Annotated in this window: 13 protein-coding genes; 7 read left to right on the top strand and 6 right to left on the bottom strand. The window is 52.4% G+C overall.

From position 1 onward, the window contains the following. Positions 1–78 precede the first annotated feature (78 nt). Positions 79–1395 (top strand): gluconate transporter, encoded by a 1317-nt coding sequence (gene gntT, locus OGV82_RS05135; RefSeq protein ID WP_012135522.1) that lies wholly within the window; start codon positions 79–81, stop codon positions 1393–1395. A gap of 131 nt (positions 1396–1526) precedes the next feature. On the opposite strand, the gene malQ is transcribed toward gntT, so the two are convergent. Both malQ and malP read right to left on the bottom strand, forming a co-directional pair. Beyond that, positions 1527–3614 carry a 4-alpha-glucanotransferase gene (malQ, locus tag OGV82_RS05130; protein WP_101744192.1) on the bottom strand — a complete coding sequence of 696 codons (2088 nt, stop codon included), beginning with the start codon at positions 3612–3614 and terminating at the stop codon, positions 1527–1529. Positions 3615–3623: 9 nt separating this feature from the next. Beyond that, complete coding sequence (malP, locus tag OGV82_RS05125; protein ID WP_047460666.1) at positions 3624–6017, bottom strand: maltodextrin phosphorylase; 2394 nt, start codon at positions 6015–6017, stop codon at positions 3624–3626. Between the two features lie 393 nt (positions 6018–6410). Between malP and OGV82_RS05120 the strand changes: the two genes are divergently transcribed. The 5 genes from OGV82_RS05120 (at position 6411) to malT (ending at position 12210) form a co-directional block, all read left to right on the top strand. Then, positions 6411–6890 carry an Hcp family type VI secretion system effector gene (locus OGV82_RS05120; protein WP_047460663.1) on the top strand — a complete coding sequence of 160 codons (480 nt, stop codon included), beginning with the start codon at positions 6411–6413 and terminating at the stop codon, positions 6888–6890. Between the two features lie 29 nt (positions 6891–6919). Further along, positions 6920–7786, top strand: coding sequence for a hypothetical protein (locus OGV82_RS05115; RefSeq protein WP_101744191.1), 867 nt, complete (start codon positions 6920–6922; stop codon positions 7784–7786). Positions 7787–7795: 9 nt separating this feature from the next. Then, positions 7796–8206: a hypothetical protein gene (locus OGV82_RS05110; protein WP_047460657.1), complete on the top strand. Its 411-nt coding sequence runs from the start codon at positions 7796–7798 to the stop codon at positions 8204–8206. A gap of 380 nt (positions 8207–8586) precedes the next feature. Next, complete coding sequence (locus OGV82_RS22935) at positions 8587–9018, top strand: DUF1240 domain-containing protein (protein ID WP_047460653.1); 432 nt, start codon at positions 8587–8589, stop codon at positions 9016–9018. Between the two features lie 486 nt (positions 9019–9504). Next, the gene (malT, locus tag OGV82_RS05105; protein ID WP_012135526.1) at positions 9505–12210 is read left to right on the top strand and encodes an HTH-type transcriptional regulator MalT; all 2706 of its coding nucleotides are present in this window, start codon (positions 9505–9507) and stop codon (positions 12208–12210) included. Between the two features lie 47 nt (positions 12211–12257). On the opposite strand, the gene OGV82_RS05100 is transcribed toward malT, so the two are convergent. The 3 genes from OGV82_RS05100 to glpE all read right to left on the bottom strand — a co-directional run bounded on the left by OGV82_RS05100 (position 12258) and on the right by glpE (position 14364). Further along, a complete protein-coding gene (locus OGV82_RS05100; protein ID WP_012135527.1) occupies positions 12258–13016 on the bottom strand; it encodes a DeoR/GlpR family transcriptional regulator in 759 nt (252 codons plus the stop codon). 115 nt (positions 13017–13131) lie between these two features. After that, positions 13132–13962, bottom strand: a complete 831-nt coding sequence (gene glpG / locus OGV82_RS05095; protein ID WP_012135528.1) for a rhomboid family intramembrane serine protease GlpG — start codon at positions 13960–13962, stop codon at positions 13132–13134. Positions 13963–14037: 75 nt separating this feature from the next. Continuing rightward, a complete protein-coding gene (glpE, locus tag OGV82_RS05090) occupies positions 14038–14364 on the bottom strand; it encodes a thiosulfate sulfurtransferase GlpE (RefSeq protein ID WP_012135529.1) in 327 nt (108 codons plus the stop codon). Positions 14365–14566: 202 nt separating this feature from the next. Between glpE and glpD the strand changes: the two genes are divergently transcribed. Beyond that, a complete protein-coding gene (glpD, locus tag OGV82_RS05085) occupies positions 14567–16075 on the top strand; it encodes a glycerol-3-phosphate dehydrogenase (RefSeq protein WP_012135531.1) in 1509 nt (502 codons plus the stop codon). 136 nt (positions 16076–16211) lie between these two features. Here the strand turns inward: glpD and glgP are convergent, their stop codons facing one another. After that, positions 16212–18659, bottom strand: coding sequence for a glycogen phosphorylase (glgP, locus tag OGV82_RS05080; RefSeq protein WP_012135533.1), 2448 nt, complete (start codon positions 18657–18659; stop codon positions 16212–16214). Positions 18660–18662: the final 3 nt, after the last annotated feature.

The raw sequence follows: 18662 nt of genomic DNA, 5'->3' as shown, positions 1-18662 counted from the left end.
CTGTTCCCGGTTGGGACAAGCGGAATTTTTCGTCGACACACCGACGTTACCCATAACAAATGAAAGGCCAGGTAAATCATGCCATTAGTCATCGTCGCTATCGGTGTAATTTTGTTATTACTCCTGATGATCCGCTTCAAAATGAACGGTTTCATCGCTCTCGTCCTGGTGGCACTTGCTGTTGGATTGATGCAAGGAATGCCGCTGGATAAAGTCATTGGCTCTATTAAAGCTGGTGTTGGTGGTACTCTTGGTAGCCTCGCCCTGATTATGGGTTTCGGCGCCATGCTGGGCAAAATGCTGGCAGACTGCGGCGGCGCACAGCGCATCGCGACCACGCTGATTGCCAAATTTGGTAAAAAACACATCCAGTGGGCAGTGGTATTAACCGGCTTCACGGTAGGTTTCGCACTGTTCTATGAAGTGGGCTTCGTGCTGATGCTGCCGCTGGTATTCACCATCGCAGCGGCGGCCAGCATTCCTTTGCTGTATGTCGGCGTACCGATGGCGGCAGCGCTGTCCGTTACCCACGGCTTCCTGCCTCCGCACCCGGGCCCGACCGCCATCGCCACGATCTTCCACGCCGATATGGGTAAAACCCTGCTGTTCGGTACGATTCTGGCTATCCCGACCGTAATTCTCGCAGGCCCGGTATTTGCCCGCTTCCTGAAAGGCATCGATAAGCCGATCCCGGAAGGTCTGTACAGCGCAAAAAACTTTACTGAAGAAGAGATGCCTGGCTTTGGCGTCAGCGTCTGGACTTCTCTGGTGCCGGTTATTTTAATGGCCATGCGCGCCGTTGCAGAAATGGTGCTGCCAAAAGGTCATGCCTTCCTGCCGGTTGCTGAGTTCTTTGGCGACCCGGTAATGGCAACGCTGATTGCGGTACTGATTGCGATGTTTACGTTCGGTCTGAACCGTGGCCGCTCAATGGATCAGATTAACGACACGCTGGGTTCCTCAATCAAAATCATCGCGATGATGCTGCTGATCATCGGCGGCGGCGGCGCATTCAAGCAGGTACTGGTTGATAGCGGCGTAGACAAATACATCGCGTCCATGATGAACGAAACCAACGTTTCTCCGCTGTTCATGGCATGGTCCATCGCAGCCGTACTGCGTATCGCGCTCGGTTCTGCCACCGTGGCCGCGATTACCGCGGGTGGTATCGTGGCGCCGCTGATTGCGACGACGGGCGTAAGCCCTGAGCTGATGGTTATCGCCGTCGGTTCCGGTAGCGTCATTTTCTCTCACGTAAACGATCCAGGCTTCTGGCTGTTCAAAGAGTATTTCAACCTGACCATCGGCGAAACCATCAAGTCCTGGTCAATGCTGGAAACCATTATCTCCGTCTGCGGCCTGATTGGGTGTCTGCTGCTGGGAATGGTGGTGTAACCGAGACGGCCTGTAGGCCGGATAAGGCAAAGCTGCCATCCGGCAATGTGCGCCAGAATTGTCTGATGGCGCTGCGCTTATCAGGCCTACGTGTTGTCACCATAAAAAAGCCGGGAAATTCCCGGCTTTTTTTACTTCTTCTTCGCGGTCGCTTTTCGCCGCTTGTCCAAATCCTTAAGCAGTTTATTCACCTTGTCATCGGCAAACATCTTCTCAAGCGTCGTGGACAACTTGCGCCGCCAGTTCTTGTACTGGTCGCTGGTGCCTGGAATATTGACCGGCTCCGCCATGTCCAGCCAGTCTTCCGGCTGCAACCCCAGCAATGCGCTATGGCTGTCCGCGATGTAACGCTGCATTCCACGGTTGAGGATCGGCGTCATCGACATCAGCGACGCCTTATGCCCGGCGCGTTTCGGCAGGCAACCGTATTTGTGCAACGCGTCCAGCAGACCCTGCTTCGCCAGCTCACGATCCTGATACAGCCCACGCAATATCACTTCATCCGGGTAAAGCCCCAGCGTTTTGCCGAGCGTCAGGTCGCCGCTGTCCCAGTAGCCACGCAGCGTAGGAAGGTCATGCGTCGTCGCGACTGCCATTGATTGTTCCGGGTACGCTTTCGGCGCGCGGAAGTTCTTCTCATGATCATTCTCGAAATAGAGCACTTTATACGAGTAAACGCCGCTGTCACGCAGTTTACCCACGATTTCCACCGGCACCGTCCCCAGATCTTCGCCAATCACCATGCAGCGATGACGTTTACTTTCCAGCGCCAGAATAGAGAGCAGGGCGTCCACCGGGTAATGCACATATGCCCCGTGATCCGCCGTTTCACCGTAAGGAATCCACCACAGACGCAGCATCGACATAACATGATCGATACGCAAAGCGCCGCAGTTCTGCATATTGGCGCGCAGCAGTTCAATAAACGGCTCATAGGCGCGAGCGGCGATGATGTGCGGGTCCATCGGCGGCAGTCCCCAGTTCTGCCCCAGAGGGCCGAGGATATCCGGCGGCGCGCCCACCGACGCTTTCAGGCAATACAGCTCACGGTCGCACCAGGTTTCCGCCCCACCTTCCGCAACCCCTACCGCCAGATCGCGATACAGGCCAATCGGCATATCATAACCCTGGCATACCGCCCAACAGGCGGCAAACTGGGTATACGCCAGCCACTGTAACCAGAGGTAAAAGTCCACCTCATCGCGGTGATCTTCACAGAACTGTTTCACTTCCGGCGAGTTCACTGACTGATACGCTTCCGGCCAGACCGGCCAGCCCCAGCGCAACTCATCCTCCTTCACCTGATGCGCGTGCAGCGCGTCAAATGCCGCCTGCCAGTACAGGCTGTCGCCTTCCTGGGCGACAAAGTGGCGAAACGCCGCCATCTGTTCGTCATCACGAAGCGCAAAACCTTTCCATGCCATCCGCAGGGCGGTCATTTTCAGCGCGGTAACAGCAGAATAATCAACCCATTCGGCATCCCGTGCGCGCTGCAATGTCTGCTGCGTCGCCGGCATGTTCCACCAGGCCTGCGCCTCTTTGCTCAACCGGAAATCGTCAACGGCATTCACGTCGATATAAATGACATTCAGCCAACGGCGGGATGAGGGGCTGTACGGGCTGGCGCTCTCCGGGTTTGCCGGGTAGAGGGCGTGAATCGGGTTCAGGCCAATAAATGCGCCGCCGCGTTTCGCAACATCCGTCAGCATCGACTGGAGATCGCCAAAGTCGCCAATCCCCCAGTTTTTTTCCGAACGCAGGGTATAAAGCTGAACGCACGCCCCCCACAGCTTCTGTCCGGTCAGCAGCGCCTGCGGCTCATAGCAGCGTTTCGGCGCCACGATGATCCGGCAGTGCGTGCGCTGTTCGCCCTGAGTCAGGGTCAGCGTGTGATACCCCTCCGGCAGCTTTGCCGGAAGCGTAAAGGCTTTACCACCGGTGGCGTGCCCCTTGTGCTGTACGCCCTCCTCGGTGGTCAGCAGCCAGCTAAAATCGCCGCTGCCTTCTACCGCCAGCGGCATCTTCTTGCCTGCGGTATACACCATCACATTCGGCACTGCCGTCACCGCCACCTTCGTGGCGGCGGTGGCGCGGTGCATCGCATCAAGCAAACGCCGTTTGGTTTCGGCGCCAATCGACTGCGGTTTACCGTGGGCATTGATGTAATTGGGGCTGATCCCCGCCGCCAGCGCGGCATTATCCAGACGTTTGCGTTCCATGGCGCTTCCTTAGCGTTTTGCCTGCCAGATACGAGCCTGATAATCGCGGATGGAGCGATCCGAGCTGAACATCCCGCAACGCGCGGTGTTCAGGATCGTCGCCCGGGTCCAGGCATCCTGGTCGCGATACAGCACGTCCACCTGCTTTTGTGCCGCAACGTAGGCGGCAAAGTCCGCCATCACCAGGTACGGATCGCCCCCCTGTTTGCCAATGCTGTGCAGCATCTGATCAAAAGCGTGCTTGTCGCCGTTGCTGTATTTGCCGCTTTCCAGCTCCTTCAGCACCGCATCCAGCACTTTGTCTTTCTTACGCCATTTCACCGGGTCGTAGCCCTTGGCCTTCAGCCGTTTCACCTCTTCCACGGTATGACCGAAGATAAAGATGTTCTCGTCCCCGACCTGTTCGGCGATCTCAACGTTCGCCCCATCCAGCGTACCGACCGTCAGCGCGCCGTTCAACGCCAGCTTCATATTGCCGGTGCCGGAGGCTTCTTTACCGGCAGTAGAGATCTGCTCAGAGACGTCCGCCGCCGGGATCAGCATTTCCGCCGCCGAAACGCAGTAGTCCGGCAGGAAGACCACTTTCAGCTTATCGCCGACTTTCGGGTCGTTGTTGATGGTTTCCGCCACCTTGTTAATGGCGAAGATGATGTTTTTCGCCAGATAGTAGCCCGGCGCCGCTTTTGCGCCAAACAGGAACACGCGCGGCACGCGGTCTGCTTTCGGATTTTCGCGGATCTCTTTGTACAGCGCCAGAATATGCAGCAGGTTCAGGTGCTGGCGCTTATATTCGTGCAGGCGCTTAATCTGGATATCGAAAATCGCCTGCGGGTTGATTTCAATCCCGGTGCGCATTTTCACAAATTCGGCCAGGCGGACTTTATTCGCCTGTTTAATCTCACGATACGTTTTGCGGAACGCCGCGTCGTCGGCGAATTTCTCCAGGTTGATCAGCTGATCGAGGTCGTTAGCCCACTCTTTCTTCAACGACTTATCCAGCAGCGCCGCAAGTGCCGGGTTGCACTGTTTGATCCAGCGACGCGGCGTAATGCCGTTGGTCACGTTGTGGAATTTGTTCGGCCACAGCTGGTGATATTCCGGGAACAGATCCTTCACCACCAGATCGGAGTGCAGCGCCGCAACGCCGTTGACCGCAAAGCCGCTGACCACGCACATATTGGCCATCCGCACCTGCTTGTCGTGCACTACCGCCAGCTTCGCCCACACCTGCTTATCGCCCGGCCAGGTTTTATCAACCTGTTTCTTAAAGCGGTCATTAATCTCTTTGATGATCTGCATATGGCGCGGCAGCAGCGCTTTCACCAGTTTCTCATCCCAACACTCCAGCGCCTCCGGCATCAGCGTATGGTTGGTGTAGGCGAACGTTTTACTGGTGATGGCCCAGGCGTCGTCCCAGCTTAGCTGGTGCTCATCGAGCAGCACGCGCAGCAGTTCAGGGATAGCGATGGTCGGGTGAGTATCGTTGAGTTGAATGACCTCATACTCCGCCAGCTCATGCAGTTTGCGCCCCGCCAGGTGGTGACGACGCAGAATATCCGCTACCGAGCAGGCGCACTGGAAATACTGCTGCATCAGGCGCAGCTTTTTGCCTGCGGTGTGGTTGTCGTTCGGATAGAGGACTTTCGTCAGTTTTTCCGCGTCGATACCCTGCTGCTCCGCACGCAGGAAATCACCGTCGTTGAATTTGGTCAGGTTAAACGGATGCGCATGCGCGGCCTGCCACAAACGCAGCGGCTGTGCGACGCCGTTCCGGTAGCCAAGCACCGGCAAGTCCCACGCCTGCCCGGTGATCACAAAACCCGGTTCCCAACGCCCGTCTTTCGTCACTTTACCGCCAATACCGACCTGAACATCAAGCTGTTCATTGTGACGGAACCACGGGTAGCTACCGCGATGCCAGTCATCCGGCGCTTCCATCTGTTGCCCATCGACAAAAGACTGACGGAACAGCCCATACTGGTAGTTCAGACCATAGCCCGTTGCGGACTGGCCTACCGTCGCCATAGAGTCCAGGAAACATGCCGCCAGACGTCCTAAACCACCGTTGCCCAGCGCAGGATCAACCTCTTCCTCCAGCAGGTCGGTCAGGTTGACGTCGTGCGCTTTCAGCACATCGCTCACCGCCTGATACCAGCCCAGATTCAACAGGTTGTTCCCGGTCAGGCGGCCAATCAGGAATTCCATCGAGATGTAGTTAACATGACGCTGGTTTTTAGCCGGTTTCGCCGCAGGTTGCGCGCTGAGCAATTCAGCCAGTGCGCCGCTAACGGCCTGCCACCACTGGCGAGATGTCATCTCATGAGCCGACAGTAAACCGAAACGCTGCCACTGACGCATCAGGGCAGCCTGAAAGTGATCTTTGTTGAAGGTAGGCTGTGACATAGAAATTCCGAATCCTCAGGTAATAAAACAACGTTATCGTTAGTTTGCCTGGCTCGATGTTGACCTTCCTCATCCCACCCGGGATTAGGCAGGGAGGAGTAGTGGGGATGAGCATAAAAGTGTGATCGCCGCCACTTTTTATCTTTAATACTGTCTACAGGTTGGTTAACTTCTTAGGTCCTACTTTATCCGATACTCATGATCTTTTATTAAAATATCGTAAATTTAATTTTAGGATGAAAACCCCTGTATCAGGGGGAGTTATTACAGCAATAACTAAAACCATCTCCATTAATAAAAACAAATCTATTGAAATAATAAAAACCCAAGAGCACACTGAAATAATAGCATCTCTAATACATTTACAACACAAATATTTCAAAAGAGAATAATATGTCAAATTTATCGTGGATTATACTTAAAGGCGAACTGCAAGGGGACATATCTACAAGTTGCGGCTCCAGAAACTCTATAGGAAATAAATCTCAGACGAATCATATCAATCAAATTATGATTTATGGTCTGGAGCATGAAACAACGCGTCAGCAGAACGTTAATCATCACGAACTTCAGATCATCAAACCCGTTGATCGTTCGTCCCCTTTGCTGAACAAAGCGATCAACGATAACGAAACGCTGGAGTGCGAAATATTCCTCTATCGCACCACACCTACAGGAATGCAAGAAGTCTATTATAAAATTAAATTATTCAAAGCACATATATCAAACATTAAACTAATAGTTCCTCACAATATTATTGAAAACGGAAACGAAGCACAAGAACGCGTTTCTTTTATTTATGAATCGATTAGTTGGGAACACTGCATGGCAAGTACCAACGCTTATAGTTTATGGAGTGAACGTACTTTCTGACGCCAGACATCTCTTAATAAGGAAATATCATGCGTAAACGTAATTCCATGTTAAATGGCAACTCACTCAGGTTTCGGGACGAAAGACCGCAGGCAAGTGATTTTAGTCGTTGGCATACCATGAATCCTGTGCAGCGCGATATGGCCTTTATGGACGGCTCATTTATCACACAAAGCCATCACATCTTGCTGCTCACGCTCGAAGAAGCACAGCAGGTGGCGGACGATTTAATGGGTGGAGTGGATAAATTTTTTTCTTACCGCGCAGCACCAGGTAATATCAAAGATGGCCTGGATGGCTTCCGCAGTCTCTCTAAGCTCACTACTTATTACAATTCCGCACAAAAGCTGGTCTTTAATTTCAGGGCAATCCGCATTCAAGCCATTGAATACAAAGTCGGCGGTAAAACCTATATCAAAATTACTGGATATCCTGCCCTGCGCCGGATTCTTAACGGAACCCGCTACGGGGCAAGCCATCCACAGATGCTGGAAATGGCATTGGGTAAACGTGGGCTTTATAACAATATCCGAAATGGTGTTAAATATTGCATCTACTTCTCACTTGCCTGGCGGGCAATTGAACTGATTTTTAAGTCTGATTATGATCTGGTGGATTTTTTGGTAGATATCTCAATGGATGCCGCAAAGGCGGTGGTGTCGGGGGTAGTGATTGGGGTAATTGGCGGGATAGCGATATTATTTAGTGCACCAATACTCTTTACTACTGTCTGCATCGTTATATCAGGATTCGTTCTTAATGCAAAATTAAACTCTCTTGATGAAAACGCAGGATTGTCAGATTCATTAAAAGAAAAATTGCGAAATTATATTTTTCATCACAAACATACAATTGAATATTATGATTTCAATTCACCATACTTTTACTCTTTTTAAGGAAATGATATGAATAATATCTATATGCGCTTGATAGCTATTCTTGTCATTGCTTTTTTCCTTTGGATTCTTGACACACAATTCTTTGGATACGTAATGACTGATTTTTTATCTATCATAAAAATGGGTGATATTGTTTCCTATAATCATACATTTGTACTGATAGGCGGAATACCTACGATGATTTTGATGACTATCAGTTTCGTCAGAATACTGTTCAGCAAAAGCTTAAAATATAAAAACTTTCCCAAATCGATTGAGACTTGGGTTACATGTGCCGTCATTATACCTTTTGCAATAGGTTTGATTGCTGACTGTATTGTACCTTTTTTTTTCTGGCATCGTCATACACCCGCTGCCCCCAGGAACATTTGGATGATTATCATGTCGTTGACATTTCACTCTGCGAAACCATCATAGATAACCGAAGATTTTGGTAATCGTCTCATGCAGATGCTTCTTTTGTGCATAACAATACCGATCTTTAAGTCTGATTATGATCTGGTGGATTTTTTGGTAGATATCTCAATGGATGCCGAAAAGGCGGTGGTGTCGGGGATAGTGATTGGCATATTTGCTGGAGGGCTTACGCTAGTGAGCGCGCCCATCATTGTGACTACTTTTGTCATCGTAGCCTTAGGTTTATTTCTTAATAATAGATTGAACTATATTGACGATGAAACCGGATTATCTACGGAGTTAAAAACCAGAATTCGTGATTATTTCCGCAAAATGGAAAGAAGAGGTCCTGATTATAGATTCAACTCTCAATACTTTTACTCATTCTAGCAAGAGATGGCATGAAAATAATATACGTACGAGCATGGATTTTTATTATGATAATTTCCCTAACAGCTGTGCTTTACAGCTTATTATTTGGCAGAACGATGACTGAGTTTTTATCGTTAATAAAAATTGACGATATTATACCTTATAACAAAACATGCGAACTGATAGGTTCAATACCATTAATAGGTTATACAGTAATTGCTCTCATCAGAGTTTTGCTTAGTCAAAATGTACAGTACCGTTCACTTCCCGATCCTTTTGAAAGTTTAGTACTCACTACTATCACTGTTTCCTTTGTTATTGGACTTATTGCAAACTGTATTATTCCTTTTTTTCTACTGGCATTCTCATACACATCCTGCCCCCAGAAGAAGCTTCATGATTTCTACGTTACAGATATCGAACTATGCAAAACTATCGTAGATAAACGCGGCTTGTGGTAACGGATTCATCATATTTTTATTCTTTTTAAGGAAGTGATATGAATAAAATCTATATGAGCTTGATAGATTCCATTCTCTCAACCCTAGTGATTTACATCCTAACATCTCATATCGGGTTCATTAATGAGTAATAGTTATCTCTAATAAAAATGGGTATAGAACTCTGCAAAAATTATAGTCACTAATGATTTACATTAAAAATTATCACTAACAGTAACAATTAAGATAATTCTATAAGCGCAAATCATGCCTCGTCAGAGGGTGTTCAATCACCGCCCCTGGTCAAACACTTCAACAGCAGCGCATCCTGACACCGGTTTCAGTACGTGTCTATCATCTTAAGATTTTGTGACCAAGTGCAAAATAAGACAGTCCAATGCCGGACATAACTTGCAATAAATCTTAATCTGTCCGACCTTATATCTATTAATTACGAAGCGCAAAAAAAATCGCATTTCCCCATTTCCTCACAGTGAAGTGATTACTATGTTGATTCCGTCTAAATTAAGTCGTCCGGTTCGACTCGACCATACGGTGGTTCGTGAGCGCCTGTTGGCTAAACTTTCCGGCGCGAACAATTTCAGGCTGGCCCTGGTAACAAGCCCTGCGGGCTATGGGAAAACCACGCTTGTTTCACAGTGGGCAGCCGGGAAAAACGAGTTAGGCTGGTTCTCGCTGGATGAAGGCGACAACCAGCAGGAGCGATTCGCCAGTTATTTAATTGCCGCGCTTCAGCAGGCAACGGGCGGGCATTGCTCCACCAGTGAAGTCATGGTGCAAAAACGCCAGTACGTCAGCCTGACCTCCCTTTTCGCGCAACTCTTTATTGAGTTGGCTGAGTGGCATCGCCCGCTTTATCTGGTCATTGATGATTACCATCTGATCACAAACCCGGTGATCCACGACGCGATGCGCTTTTTCCTGCGTCATCAACCCGAAAATCTCACGCTGGTCGTGCTGTCGCGTAATTTACCGCAGCTCGGCATCGCTAACCTGCGCGTTCGCGATCAGCTGCTGGAAATCGGCAGCCAGCAATTAGCCTTTAACCATCAGGAAGCAAAACAGTTCTTTGACCGCCGTCTGTCCTCGCCTATCGAAGCCGCCGAGAGCAGCCGGATGTGCGACGACGTCGCCGGTTGGGCAACCGCGCTACAGCTTATCGCCCTTTCCGCCCGCCAGAACAATAACTCCGCGCACCAGTCTGCGCGACGCCTGGCGGGAATCAACGCCAGCCATCTGTCCGATTACCTGGTCGATGAAGTGCTGGACAACGTGGACGTGAGTACCCGGCATTTTCTGCTGAAAAGCGCCATCCTGCGTTCGATGAACGATGCGCTGATCGTGCGCGTGACGGGCGAAGAGAACGGGCAGATGCGTCTGGAGGAGATTGAGCGTCAGGGGCTGTTCCTGCAACGCATGGACGATACGGGCGAATGGTTCAGCTATCACCCGCTGTTTGGCAGTTTCCTGCGTCAGCGTTGCCAGTGGGAACTGGCGACCGAGCTGCCGGATATCCACCGCGCTGCCGCCGAAAGCTGGATGGCGCAAGGTTTCCCCAGCGAAGCCATTCACCATGCCCTGGCGGCGGGCGATGCGCATATGCTGCGCGATATCCTGCTGAATCATGCGTGGGGGCTGTTTAACCACAGTGAGCTGGCGCTGCTGGAAGAGTCGTTAAAGGCCCTGCCGTGGGAAAGTTTGCTGGAAAACCCGCGGCTGGTTCTGTTGCAGGCATGGCTGATGCAAAGCCAGCACCGCTACAGCGAAGTGAATACCCTGCTGGCGCGCGCTGAGCAAGAAATTCAGGGCATGATGGACGGTACGTTGCATGCGGAATTTAACGCCCTGCGCGCTCAGGTCGCGATTAACGACGGCAACCCGGATGAAGCGGAACGGCTGGCAAAACTGGCGCTGGATGAGCTGCCGATCGCCTGGTTTTACAGCCGTATTGTCGCCACCTCCGTACACGGCGAAGTGCTGCACTGTAAAGGCGATCTCTCCCGTTCACTGTCGCTGATGCAGCAAACTGAGCAAATGTCGCGTCATCATGACGTCTGGCATTACGCCCTCTGGAGCCTGCTCCAACAAAGTGAAATTCTCTTCGCCCAGGGCTTTTTGCAGGCCGCCTGGGAAACCCAGGAGAAAGCGTTCCAGCTGATTAAAGAGCAACATCTCGAACAGCTGCCGATGCACGAGTTCCTGATGCGCATTCGCGCGCAGCTTCTGTGGGCATGGGCGCGTCTTGACGAAGCGGAAGCCTCCGCCCGCAGCGGTATTGATGTGCTTTCCGCATTCCAGCCGCAGCAGCAATTGCAGTGTCTGGCGCTGCTGGTGCAGTGCTCGCTGGCGCGCGGCGATCTGGATAATGCCCGCACGCAGTTGAACCGTCTGGAGAACCTGCTGGGCAACGGCCAGTATCACAGCGACTGGATTTCCAATGCCGATAAGGTTCGCGTGATTTACTGGCAGATGACGGGCGATAAGAAATCCGCCGCCAACTGGCTGCGTCATACGCCGAAACCAGAATTTGCCAACAACCACTTCCTACAAGGCCAGTGGCGTAATATCGCCAGGGCGCAGATCCTGCTGGGTGAGTTTGAATCCGCAGAGATTGTGCTGGAAGAGCTAAACGAGAACGCCCGTAGCCTGCGTTTAATGAGCGATCTTAACCGTAACCTGCTGTTGCTTAATCAACTGTACTGGCAGGCCGGACGTAAAAACGACGCCCAGCGGGTATTGCTTGATGCGCTGCAACTGGCGAACCGTACCGGTTTCATCAGCCACTTTGTGATTGAAGGCGAAGCGATGGCGCAGCAACTGCGTCAGTTGATTCAGTTGAATACGCTGCCGGAGCTTGAACAACATCGCGCACAGCGCATCCTGCGGGAAATTAACCAGCACCATCGACATAAGTTCGCCCATTTTGACGAAGGCTTTGTGGAGCGGCTGTTAAATCACCCGGACGTACCGGAGCTGATCCGCACCAGCCCGCTAACGCAGCGTGAGTGGCAGGTTCTGGGGCTGATCTATTCCGGCTACAGCAACGAGCAAATCGCTGGCGAGCTGGCGGTTGCGGCCACGACCATCAAAACGCACATTCGCAATTTATATCAGAAGCTCGGCGTCGCGCATCGTCAGGACGCCGTACAACATGCGCAGAGGCTTTTGAAAATGATGGGGTACGGGGTGTGATGATTGCCCGGTGGCGCTTACGCTTACCGGGCCTACAATCACGATGATCAGCACAACTCTAACTGAATATGGTGGTCGGTAAGCACCTGCAATACCCCTGCTGGCGGCGTCATATCGGTATAGACGGCATCCACCAGGCTAATGCTGCCCATATTCACCATCGCATTACGACCAAACTTAGAGTGATCCACAACCAGCATCACATGGCGTGAATTTTCAATAATCGCGCGTTTCGTGCGTACTTCGTGATAATCAAATTCCAGCAGCGACCCGTCGCTGTCGATACCGCTGATCCCCAGAATGCCAAAATCCAGGCGGAATTGAGAGATGAAATCGAGCGTCGCTTCGCCAATAATGCCGCCGTCACGGCTGCGAAGCTCACCGCCAGCGAGAATAATGCGAAAATCCTCTTTCACCATCAGCGTGTTCGCCACGTTGAGATTGTTGGTCACAATGCGCAGGTTACTGTGATCCAACAAGGCATGCGCCACCGCTTCCGGCGTCGTGCCGATATCGATAAACAGCGTTGAACCGTTGGGGATTTGCGTGGCGACTTTCCGCGCAATACGTTCCTTCTCCGCCGTTTGCGTCGCTTTACGATCGTGCCACGGCGTGTTTACCGAGCTGGAAGGCAACGCCGCGCCGCCGTGGTGGCGCAGGATCATATTCTGCTCCGCCAGGTCGTTGAGATCCCGACGAATGGTTTGTGGGCTGACGGAGAAATGTTCCACCAGTTCTTCAGTGCTGACGTATCCCTGCTTTTTTACCAGTTCGATGATAGCGTCATGACGTTGTGTCTGTTTCATTGTTATTCCCTGGAATTTTGCCGGATGGCGACGCCTGGCGTTTTATCCGGCCTACCGACCGTGCATTTTTAGTAGGCCGGATAAGGCGTTTCGCCGCCATCCGGCGCAACCCCAATCATGTTCGTTTTCGCGCATTCACCGTGTCAGCAAATGCCATCGCCAGCCCCACGGCCAGCCCGGCGATGTGCGCACCGTTCGCCATCGACATGCCAAACACATCAAACCACCCGGCAACAATCCAGATCAACGCAAAAGCAATAAGCCCACGCTGTAGATATATGCCGCTTTGCGGATCGCGTTCACCACGTAGCCAGGCGTAGCCCATCAGCGCGTAAACCACGCCGGAAAGCCCACCAAACCACGGGCCGCTGAACTTCTGCTGTACATAACCGCTCAGCAATGCGCTGATGACGGTAATAACGATCAGTTTTCCGCTGCCCAGACGTTTTTCCACCGCCCCGCCGATATACCACCACCACAACAGGTTGAAGAGGATATGCATTAACGAGAAGTGCATAAACGCATGGGTGAAATAGCGCCAGAACTCAAATTTCAGTGACGGATCAAACGGCCACGCCAGCCACACCATGACGCTCTGCGCGCCGACGATGCTCATCACAACGAACACCAGGATACAGGCGATCATAATAAGCCAAGTGACCGGGCCCGCCCTCTCGCGCAATGTGGCGATAAACGGGAAACGGCGATAGTGCAGCCCACTGCCGGTATGACCGGACTGCCAGCTTGCCGCCAGATAACGCGGATCGGCGGGATTTTCCAGAAAGCGCGCCAGCTCCGCCCGCACGCGCTCGGCCTGAGATTCGTCCGCCAGCCAGACATCGCTTTGATGATGTTGTTGAATCGTCAGGATAACGCCCTGCGTCGCCATGTAATCAACAAATGCCTGCGCCACGCGGGGGTTAGCAAAAGAGGTAATCATCAACATTGTTGCTATCGCTTAGTCCACACAAAAGAGGACAGTATATAGGCCCTTCCGGCTTCAGGCTGCATCTTTGTGGGCTTAAGCGCCAAATGCCACCTCTGAGGGGAAATGGCGGTGCCAGGCATCAAACCCGCCATCAATACTGTAAACCGCGTCATAACCCTGTTGTAGCAGGTACTGTGCCGCGCCTTTGCTGCTATTGCCGTGATAGCACATCACCATCACCACGGTATCGAAATCATGGTCGCGCATAAACGCGCCCAGCGTATCGTTGGTCAGATGGAACGCCTGCGGCGTGTGGCCCATCGCATAGCTTTGCGGATCGCGGATATCCACCAGCACCGCCGTTCCCTGGTGCAGTTTCTGGTGAGCTTCTTCGACATTAATACATTCAAACTGATCCATGAGTCTCTCTTTCTTTTATATGCAGGCTTTATATGCAGATGGCTATTTTACCGTTCAGTGTACGTCGCCGGGGTAAGTAAACGCCATAATGTTATATGTATCACTCTAAAATGTTTTTTCGATGTTACCACCAGCTCGTTTTTTTGCTATTATGCTCGATAACGAACATTTTTGAGCTTTAACGAAAGTGCAAGAGGGTAGCATGGAAACCAAAGATCTGATTGTGATAGGCGGGGGCATTAACGGTGCGGGTATCGCGGCAGACGCCGCCGGACGTGGTTTATCCGTGCTCATGCTGGAAGCGCAGGATTTGGCCTGTGCAACCTCTTCCGCCAGCTCTAAATTAATTCACGGTGGCTTGCGCTACCTTGAACACTACGAATTCCGCCTGGTCAGCGAAGCGCTGGCCGAACGTGAAGTGCTGCTGAAAATGGCGCCGCACATCGCCTTCCCGATGCGCTTCCGCCTGCCTCACCGCCCGCACCTGCGCCCGGCATGGATGATCCGAATTGGTCTGTTTATGTACGATCATCTGGGCAAACGCACCAGTCTGCCCGGTTCAACCGGTTTGCGTTTTGGCGCAGATTCGGTGCTGAAACCGGAGATCGTGCGCGGTTTCGAATATTCTGACTGCTGGGTAGACGATGCGCGTCTGGTTCTGGCAAACGCCCAAATGGTGGTGCGTAAAGGCGGGGAAGTGTTAACCCGTACCCGAGCGACCTCTGCCCGCCGTGAAAACGGTCTGTGGATCGTAGAAGCGGAAGATATCGATACCGGTAAAAAGCACACCTGGCAGGCGCGTGGTCTGGTCAACGCCACGGGGCCGTGGGTAAAACAGTTCTTCGACGACGGTATGCACCTGCCTTCACCCTACGGCATTCGTCTGATCAAAGGCAGCCACATTGTGGTGCCGCGCGTGCATACGCAGAAACAGGCTTATATCCTGCAAAACGAAGATAAGCGTATCGTATTTGTGATTCCGTGGATGGATGAGTTCTCAATCATCGGCACCACTGACGTTGAGTACAAAGGCGATCCGAAGGCAGTGAAAATTGATGAAAGCGAAATCAATTACCTGTTGAAGGTCTATAACGCGCACTTCAAGAAACAACTGGGCCGCGACGATATCGTCTGGACCTACTCCGGCGTGCGTCCGCTGTGCGATGACGAGTCCGATTCTCCGCAGGCGATCACCCGTGACTACACGCTGGATATCCACGATGAAAACGGCAAAGCGCCGCTGCTGTCGGTATTCGGCGGTAAGCTGACCACTTATCGTAAGCTGGCCGAACACGCGATGGAAAAACTGTCGTCCTATTACCAGGGCATTGGCCCGGCCTGGACTAAAGAGTGCGTGCTTCCTGGCGGGGATATCGGCGGCGATCGTGAAGATTACGCGGCCAAACTGCGCCGCCGCTATCCGTTCCTGACGGAGTCGCTGGCGCGTCATTATTCCCGCACCTACGGCAGCAATACCGAGTGGATCCTCGGCGAAGCCACCTCCGTTGCCGAGTTAGGTGAAGATTTCGGTCACGAACTTTACGAAGCGGAGCTGAAGTATCTGGTGGATCACGAATGGGTACGTCGTGCGGACGACGCGTTGTGGCGCCGCACCAAAGAAGGGATGTGGCTCAACGCCGAACAGCAGTCCCGCGTGAGCCAGTGGCTGGCGGAATATATTGGCAAACGTCAGTTGTCGCTGGCGTCATAATGACAATGCCGGATGGCGGCTACGCCTTATCCGGCCTACAAAACAGTCCACAGGCCCGGTAAGCGTCAGCGCCACCGGGCCTTTTGCCGGATGGCGACTAACGCCTTATCCGTCCTACAGGTAGTCCTGTCCCTTGTTACAACCTTACCGAATCAATGTGCCAGATATTTTCGGCATACTCCTTGATCGTCCTGTCGGAGGAGAAATACCCCATATTGGCGATATTGAGCATCGCTTTCGCGGTCCACTCTTCGGGATGACGATACAATTCATCCACCTTATCCTGACAATCAACATAGCTACGATAATCCGCCAGCACCTGATAGTGGTCGCCAAAGTTAATCAACGAATCCACCAGATCACGGTAGCGCCCCGGCTCTTCCGGGCTGAACACGCCGCTGCCGATCTGCGTCAGCACCTGGTGCAGCTCCGTATCTTTTTCGTAATACTCGCGCGGTTTATAGCCCTGCTTGCGCAGTTCTTCCACTTCTTCCGCCGTATTACCAAAGATAAAGATATTCTCCGCCCCCACATGCTCCAGCATCTCGACGTTTGCGCCGTCCAGCGTACCGATGGTCAGCGCGCCGTTAAGCGCAAACTTCATGTTACTGGTGCCGGACGCCTCCGTACCCGCCAGCGAAATCTGCTCAGACAGGTCGGCGGCAGGAATAATGACCTGCGCCAGGCTCACGCTGTAGTTCGGGATAAACACCACTTTCAGCTTATCGCCAATCTGCGGATCGTTGTTGATCACCTTAGCAACGTCATTGATCAGGTGAATAATGTGCTTCGCCATGTAATAGGCCGAAGCCGCCTTACCGGCAAAGATATTCACGCGCGGCACCCATTCCGCCTCAGGATCTTCCTTGATGCGGTTATAACGCGTAATCACATGCAGCACATTCATCAACTGACGTTTGTACTCGTGAATACGTTTAATCTGCACATCAAACAACGCCTTCGGATTGACCACCACGTTCAACTGCTGAGCGATGAGTATTGCCAGCCGTTTTTTGTTTTCCAGCTTCGCCTGGCGCACCGCGTGATTCACCAGCGGGAAATCGCAATGCTGCTGTAGTTCGCTTAGCTGGCTGAGATCCGTACGCCAGGTGCGCCCGATATTTTCGTCCAGCACCTCAGAAAGCGACGGGTTCGCCAGCGCCAGCCAGCGGCGCGGCGTCACGCCGTTGGTCACGTTGCAGAAGCGGGTCGGGAAGATACTCGCAAAATCAGCAAACAACGACTGTACCATCAGGTTAGAGTGCAGCTCCGACACGCCATTCACTTTATGGCTCACCACCACCGCCAGCCACGCCATACGGACGCGACGACCGTTGGACTCATCGATAATCGACGCCCGCCCCAGCAGAGCGGTATCGTTGGGATACTGCTCCTGCAACGTTTTCAGGAAGTAGTCGTTAATCTCAAAGATGATCTGCAAATGACGCGGCAGGATTTTACCCAGCATATCCACCGGCCAGGTTTCCAGCGCTTCGCTCATCAGCGTGTGGTTGGTGTAGGAGAAGACCTGGCAGCACACCTCAAACGCATCGTCCCAGCTGAATTTGTGCTCATCAATCAACAAGCGCATCAGTTCCGGGATCGACAGCACCGGGTGGGTATCATTGAGGTGAATGGCGATTTTATCCGCCAGGTTGTCATAGGTTTTATGCAGTTGGTAGTGACGGCTCAGAATGTCCTGTACCGTTGAGGAAACCAGGAAGTACTCCTGGCGCAGGCGCAGTTCGCGTCCCGAATAGGTGGAGTCATCCGGGTAAAGCACGCGGGATACGTTTTCAGAGTGGTTTTTGTCCTCTACCGCCGCGAAATAGTCGCCCTGGTTAAATTTACCAAGGTTGATTTCGCTACTGGCCTGAGCGCTCCACAGGCGCAGCGTGTTGGTGGCGTCGGTATCATAACCCGGGATAATCTGGTCATAGGCCACCGCCAGAATCTCTTCGGTTTCAATCCAGCGGGCTTTCTTGCCTTCCTGCTGAATTCGCCCGCCGAAACGCACTTTGTAGCGCGTATTATGGCGTTTGAACTCCCACGGATTGCCGTATTCCAGCCAGTAGTCCGGGGACTCTTTCTGCCGCCCCTCGACAATGTTCTGCTTGAACATGCCGTAGTCGTAGCGAATTCCATAGCCGCGCCCCGGCAGGCCCAGGGTCGCCAGCGAATCAAGGAAGCACGCCGCCAGACGGCCAAGACCGCCGTTGCCAAGACCGGGGTCGTTCTCTTCATCAATCAGTTCTTCGAGATCCAGCCCCATCGCTTCCAGCGCCCCTTTAACATCGTCGTAAATACCCAACGATAACAAGGCATTGGAGAGGGTCCGGCCAATCAAAAATTCCATCGACAGGTAATAGACCTGACGGGTTTCCTGCGACAGTTGAGCACGGTTAGAACGCAGCCAGCGTTCCACGAGGCGATCGCGCACCGCGAACAGCGTGGCGTTCAGCCATTCATGTTTATTGGCAATGACCGGATCTTTACCAATCGTGAACATCAGTTTGTAGGCAATAGAATGCTTAAGTGCTTCTACGCTAAGAGTGGGCGATGCATAAGTAAATGGAGCATTCATATA

Origin of the sequence: Citrobacter sp. CK191 (assembly GCF_030333435.1) — a bacterium.
In the GTDB taxonomy this organism is placed as follows: Bacteria; Pseudomonadota; Gammaproteobacteria; order Enterobacterales; family Enterobacteriaceae; genus Citrobacter_B; species Citrobacter_B koseri.
Note: the sequence above shows the minus strand (reverse complement) of the source record. Positions and strands in the feature narration are given on the sequence as shown.

Bases quoted from the DNA above. Each gene is read 5' to 3' on its own strand.
- OGV82_RS22935 (WP_047460653.1), top strand. From the start codon at position 8,587: ATGAAAATAATATACGTACGAGCATGGATTTTTATTATGATAATTTCC.
- malT (WP_012135526.1), top strand. From the start codon at position 9,505: ATGTTGATTCCGTCTAAATTAAGTCGTCCGGTTCGACTCGACCATACG.
- glpE (WP_012135529.1), bottom strand. From the start codon at position 14,364: ATGGATCAGTTTGAATGTATTAATGTCGAAGAAGCTCACCAGAAACTG.
- malP (WP_047460666.1), bottom strand. From the start codon at position 6,017: ATGTCACAGCCTACCTTCAACAAAGATCACTTTCAGGCTGCCCTGATG.
- OGV82_RS05110 (WP_047460657.1), top strand. From the start codon at position 7,796: ATGAATAATATCTATATGCGCTTGATAGCTATTCTTGTCATTGCTTTT.
- glgP (WP_012135533.1), bottom strand. From the start codon at position 18,659: ATGAATGCTCCATTTACTTATGCATCGCCCACTCTTAGCGTAGAAGCA.
- gntT (WP_012135522.1), top strand. From the start codon at position 79: ATGCCATTAGTCATCGTCGCTATCGGTGTAATTTTGTTATTACTCCTG.
- OGV82_RS05120 (WP_047460663.1), top strand. From the start codon at position 6,411: ATGTCAAATTTATCGTGGATTATACTTAAAGGCGAACTGCAAGGGGAC.
- OGV82_RS05115 (WP_101744191.1), top strand. From the start codon at position 6,920: ATGCGTAAACGTAATTCCATGTTAAATGGCAACTCACTCAGGTTTCGG.
- glpD (WP_012135531.1), top strand. From the start codon at position 14,567: ATGGAAACCAAAGATCTGATTGTGATAGGCGGGGGCATTAACGGTGCG.
- malQ (WP_101744192.1), bottom strand. From the start codon at position 3,614: ATGGAACGCAAACGTCTGGATAATGCCGCGCTGGCGGCGGGGATCAGC.
- glpG (WP_012135528.1), bottom strand. From the start codon at position 13,962: ATGTTGATGATTACCTCTTTTGCTAACCCCCGCGTGGCGCAGGCATTT.
- OGV82_RS05100 (WP_012135527.1), bottom strand. From the start codon at position 13,016: ATGAAACAGACACAACGTCATGACGCTATCATCGAACTGGTAAAAAAG.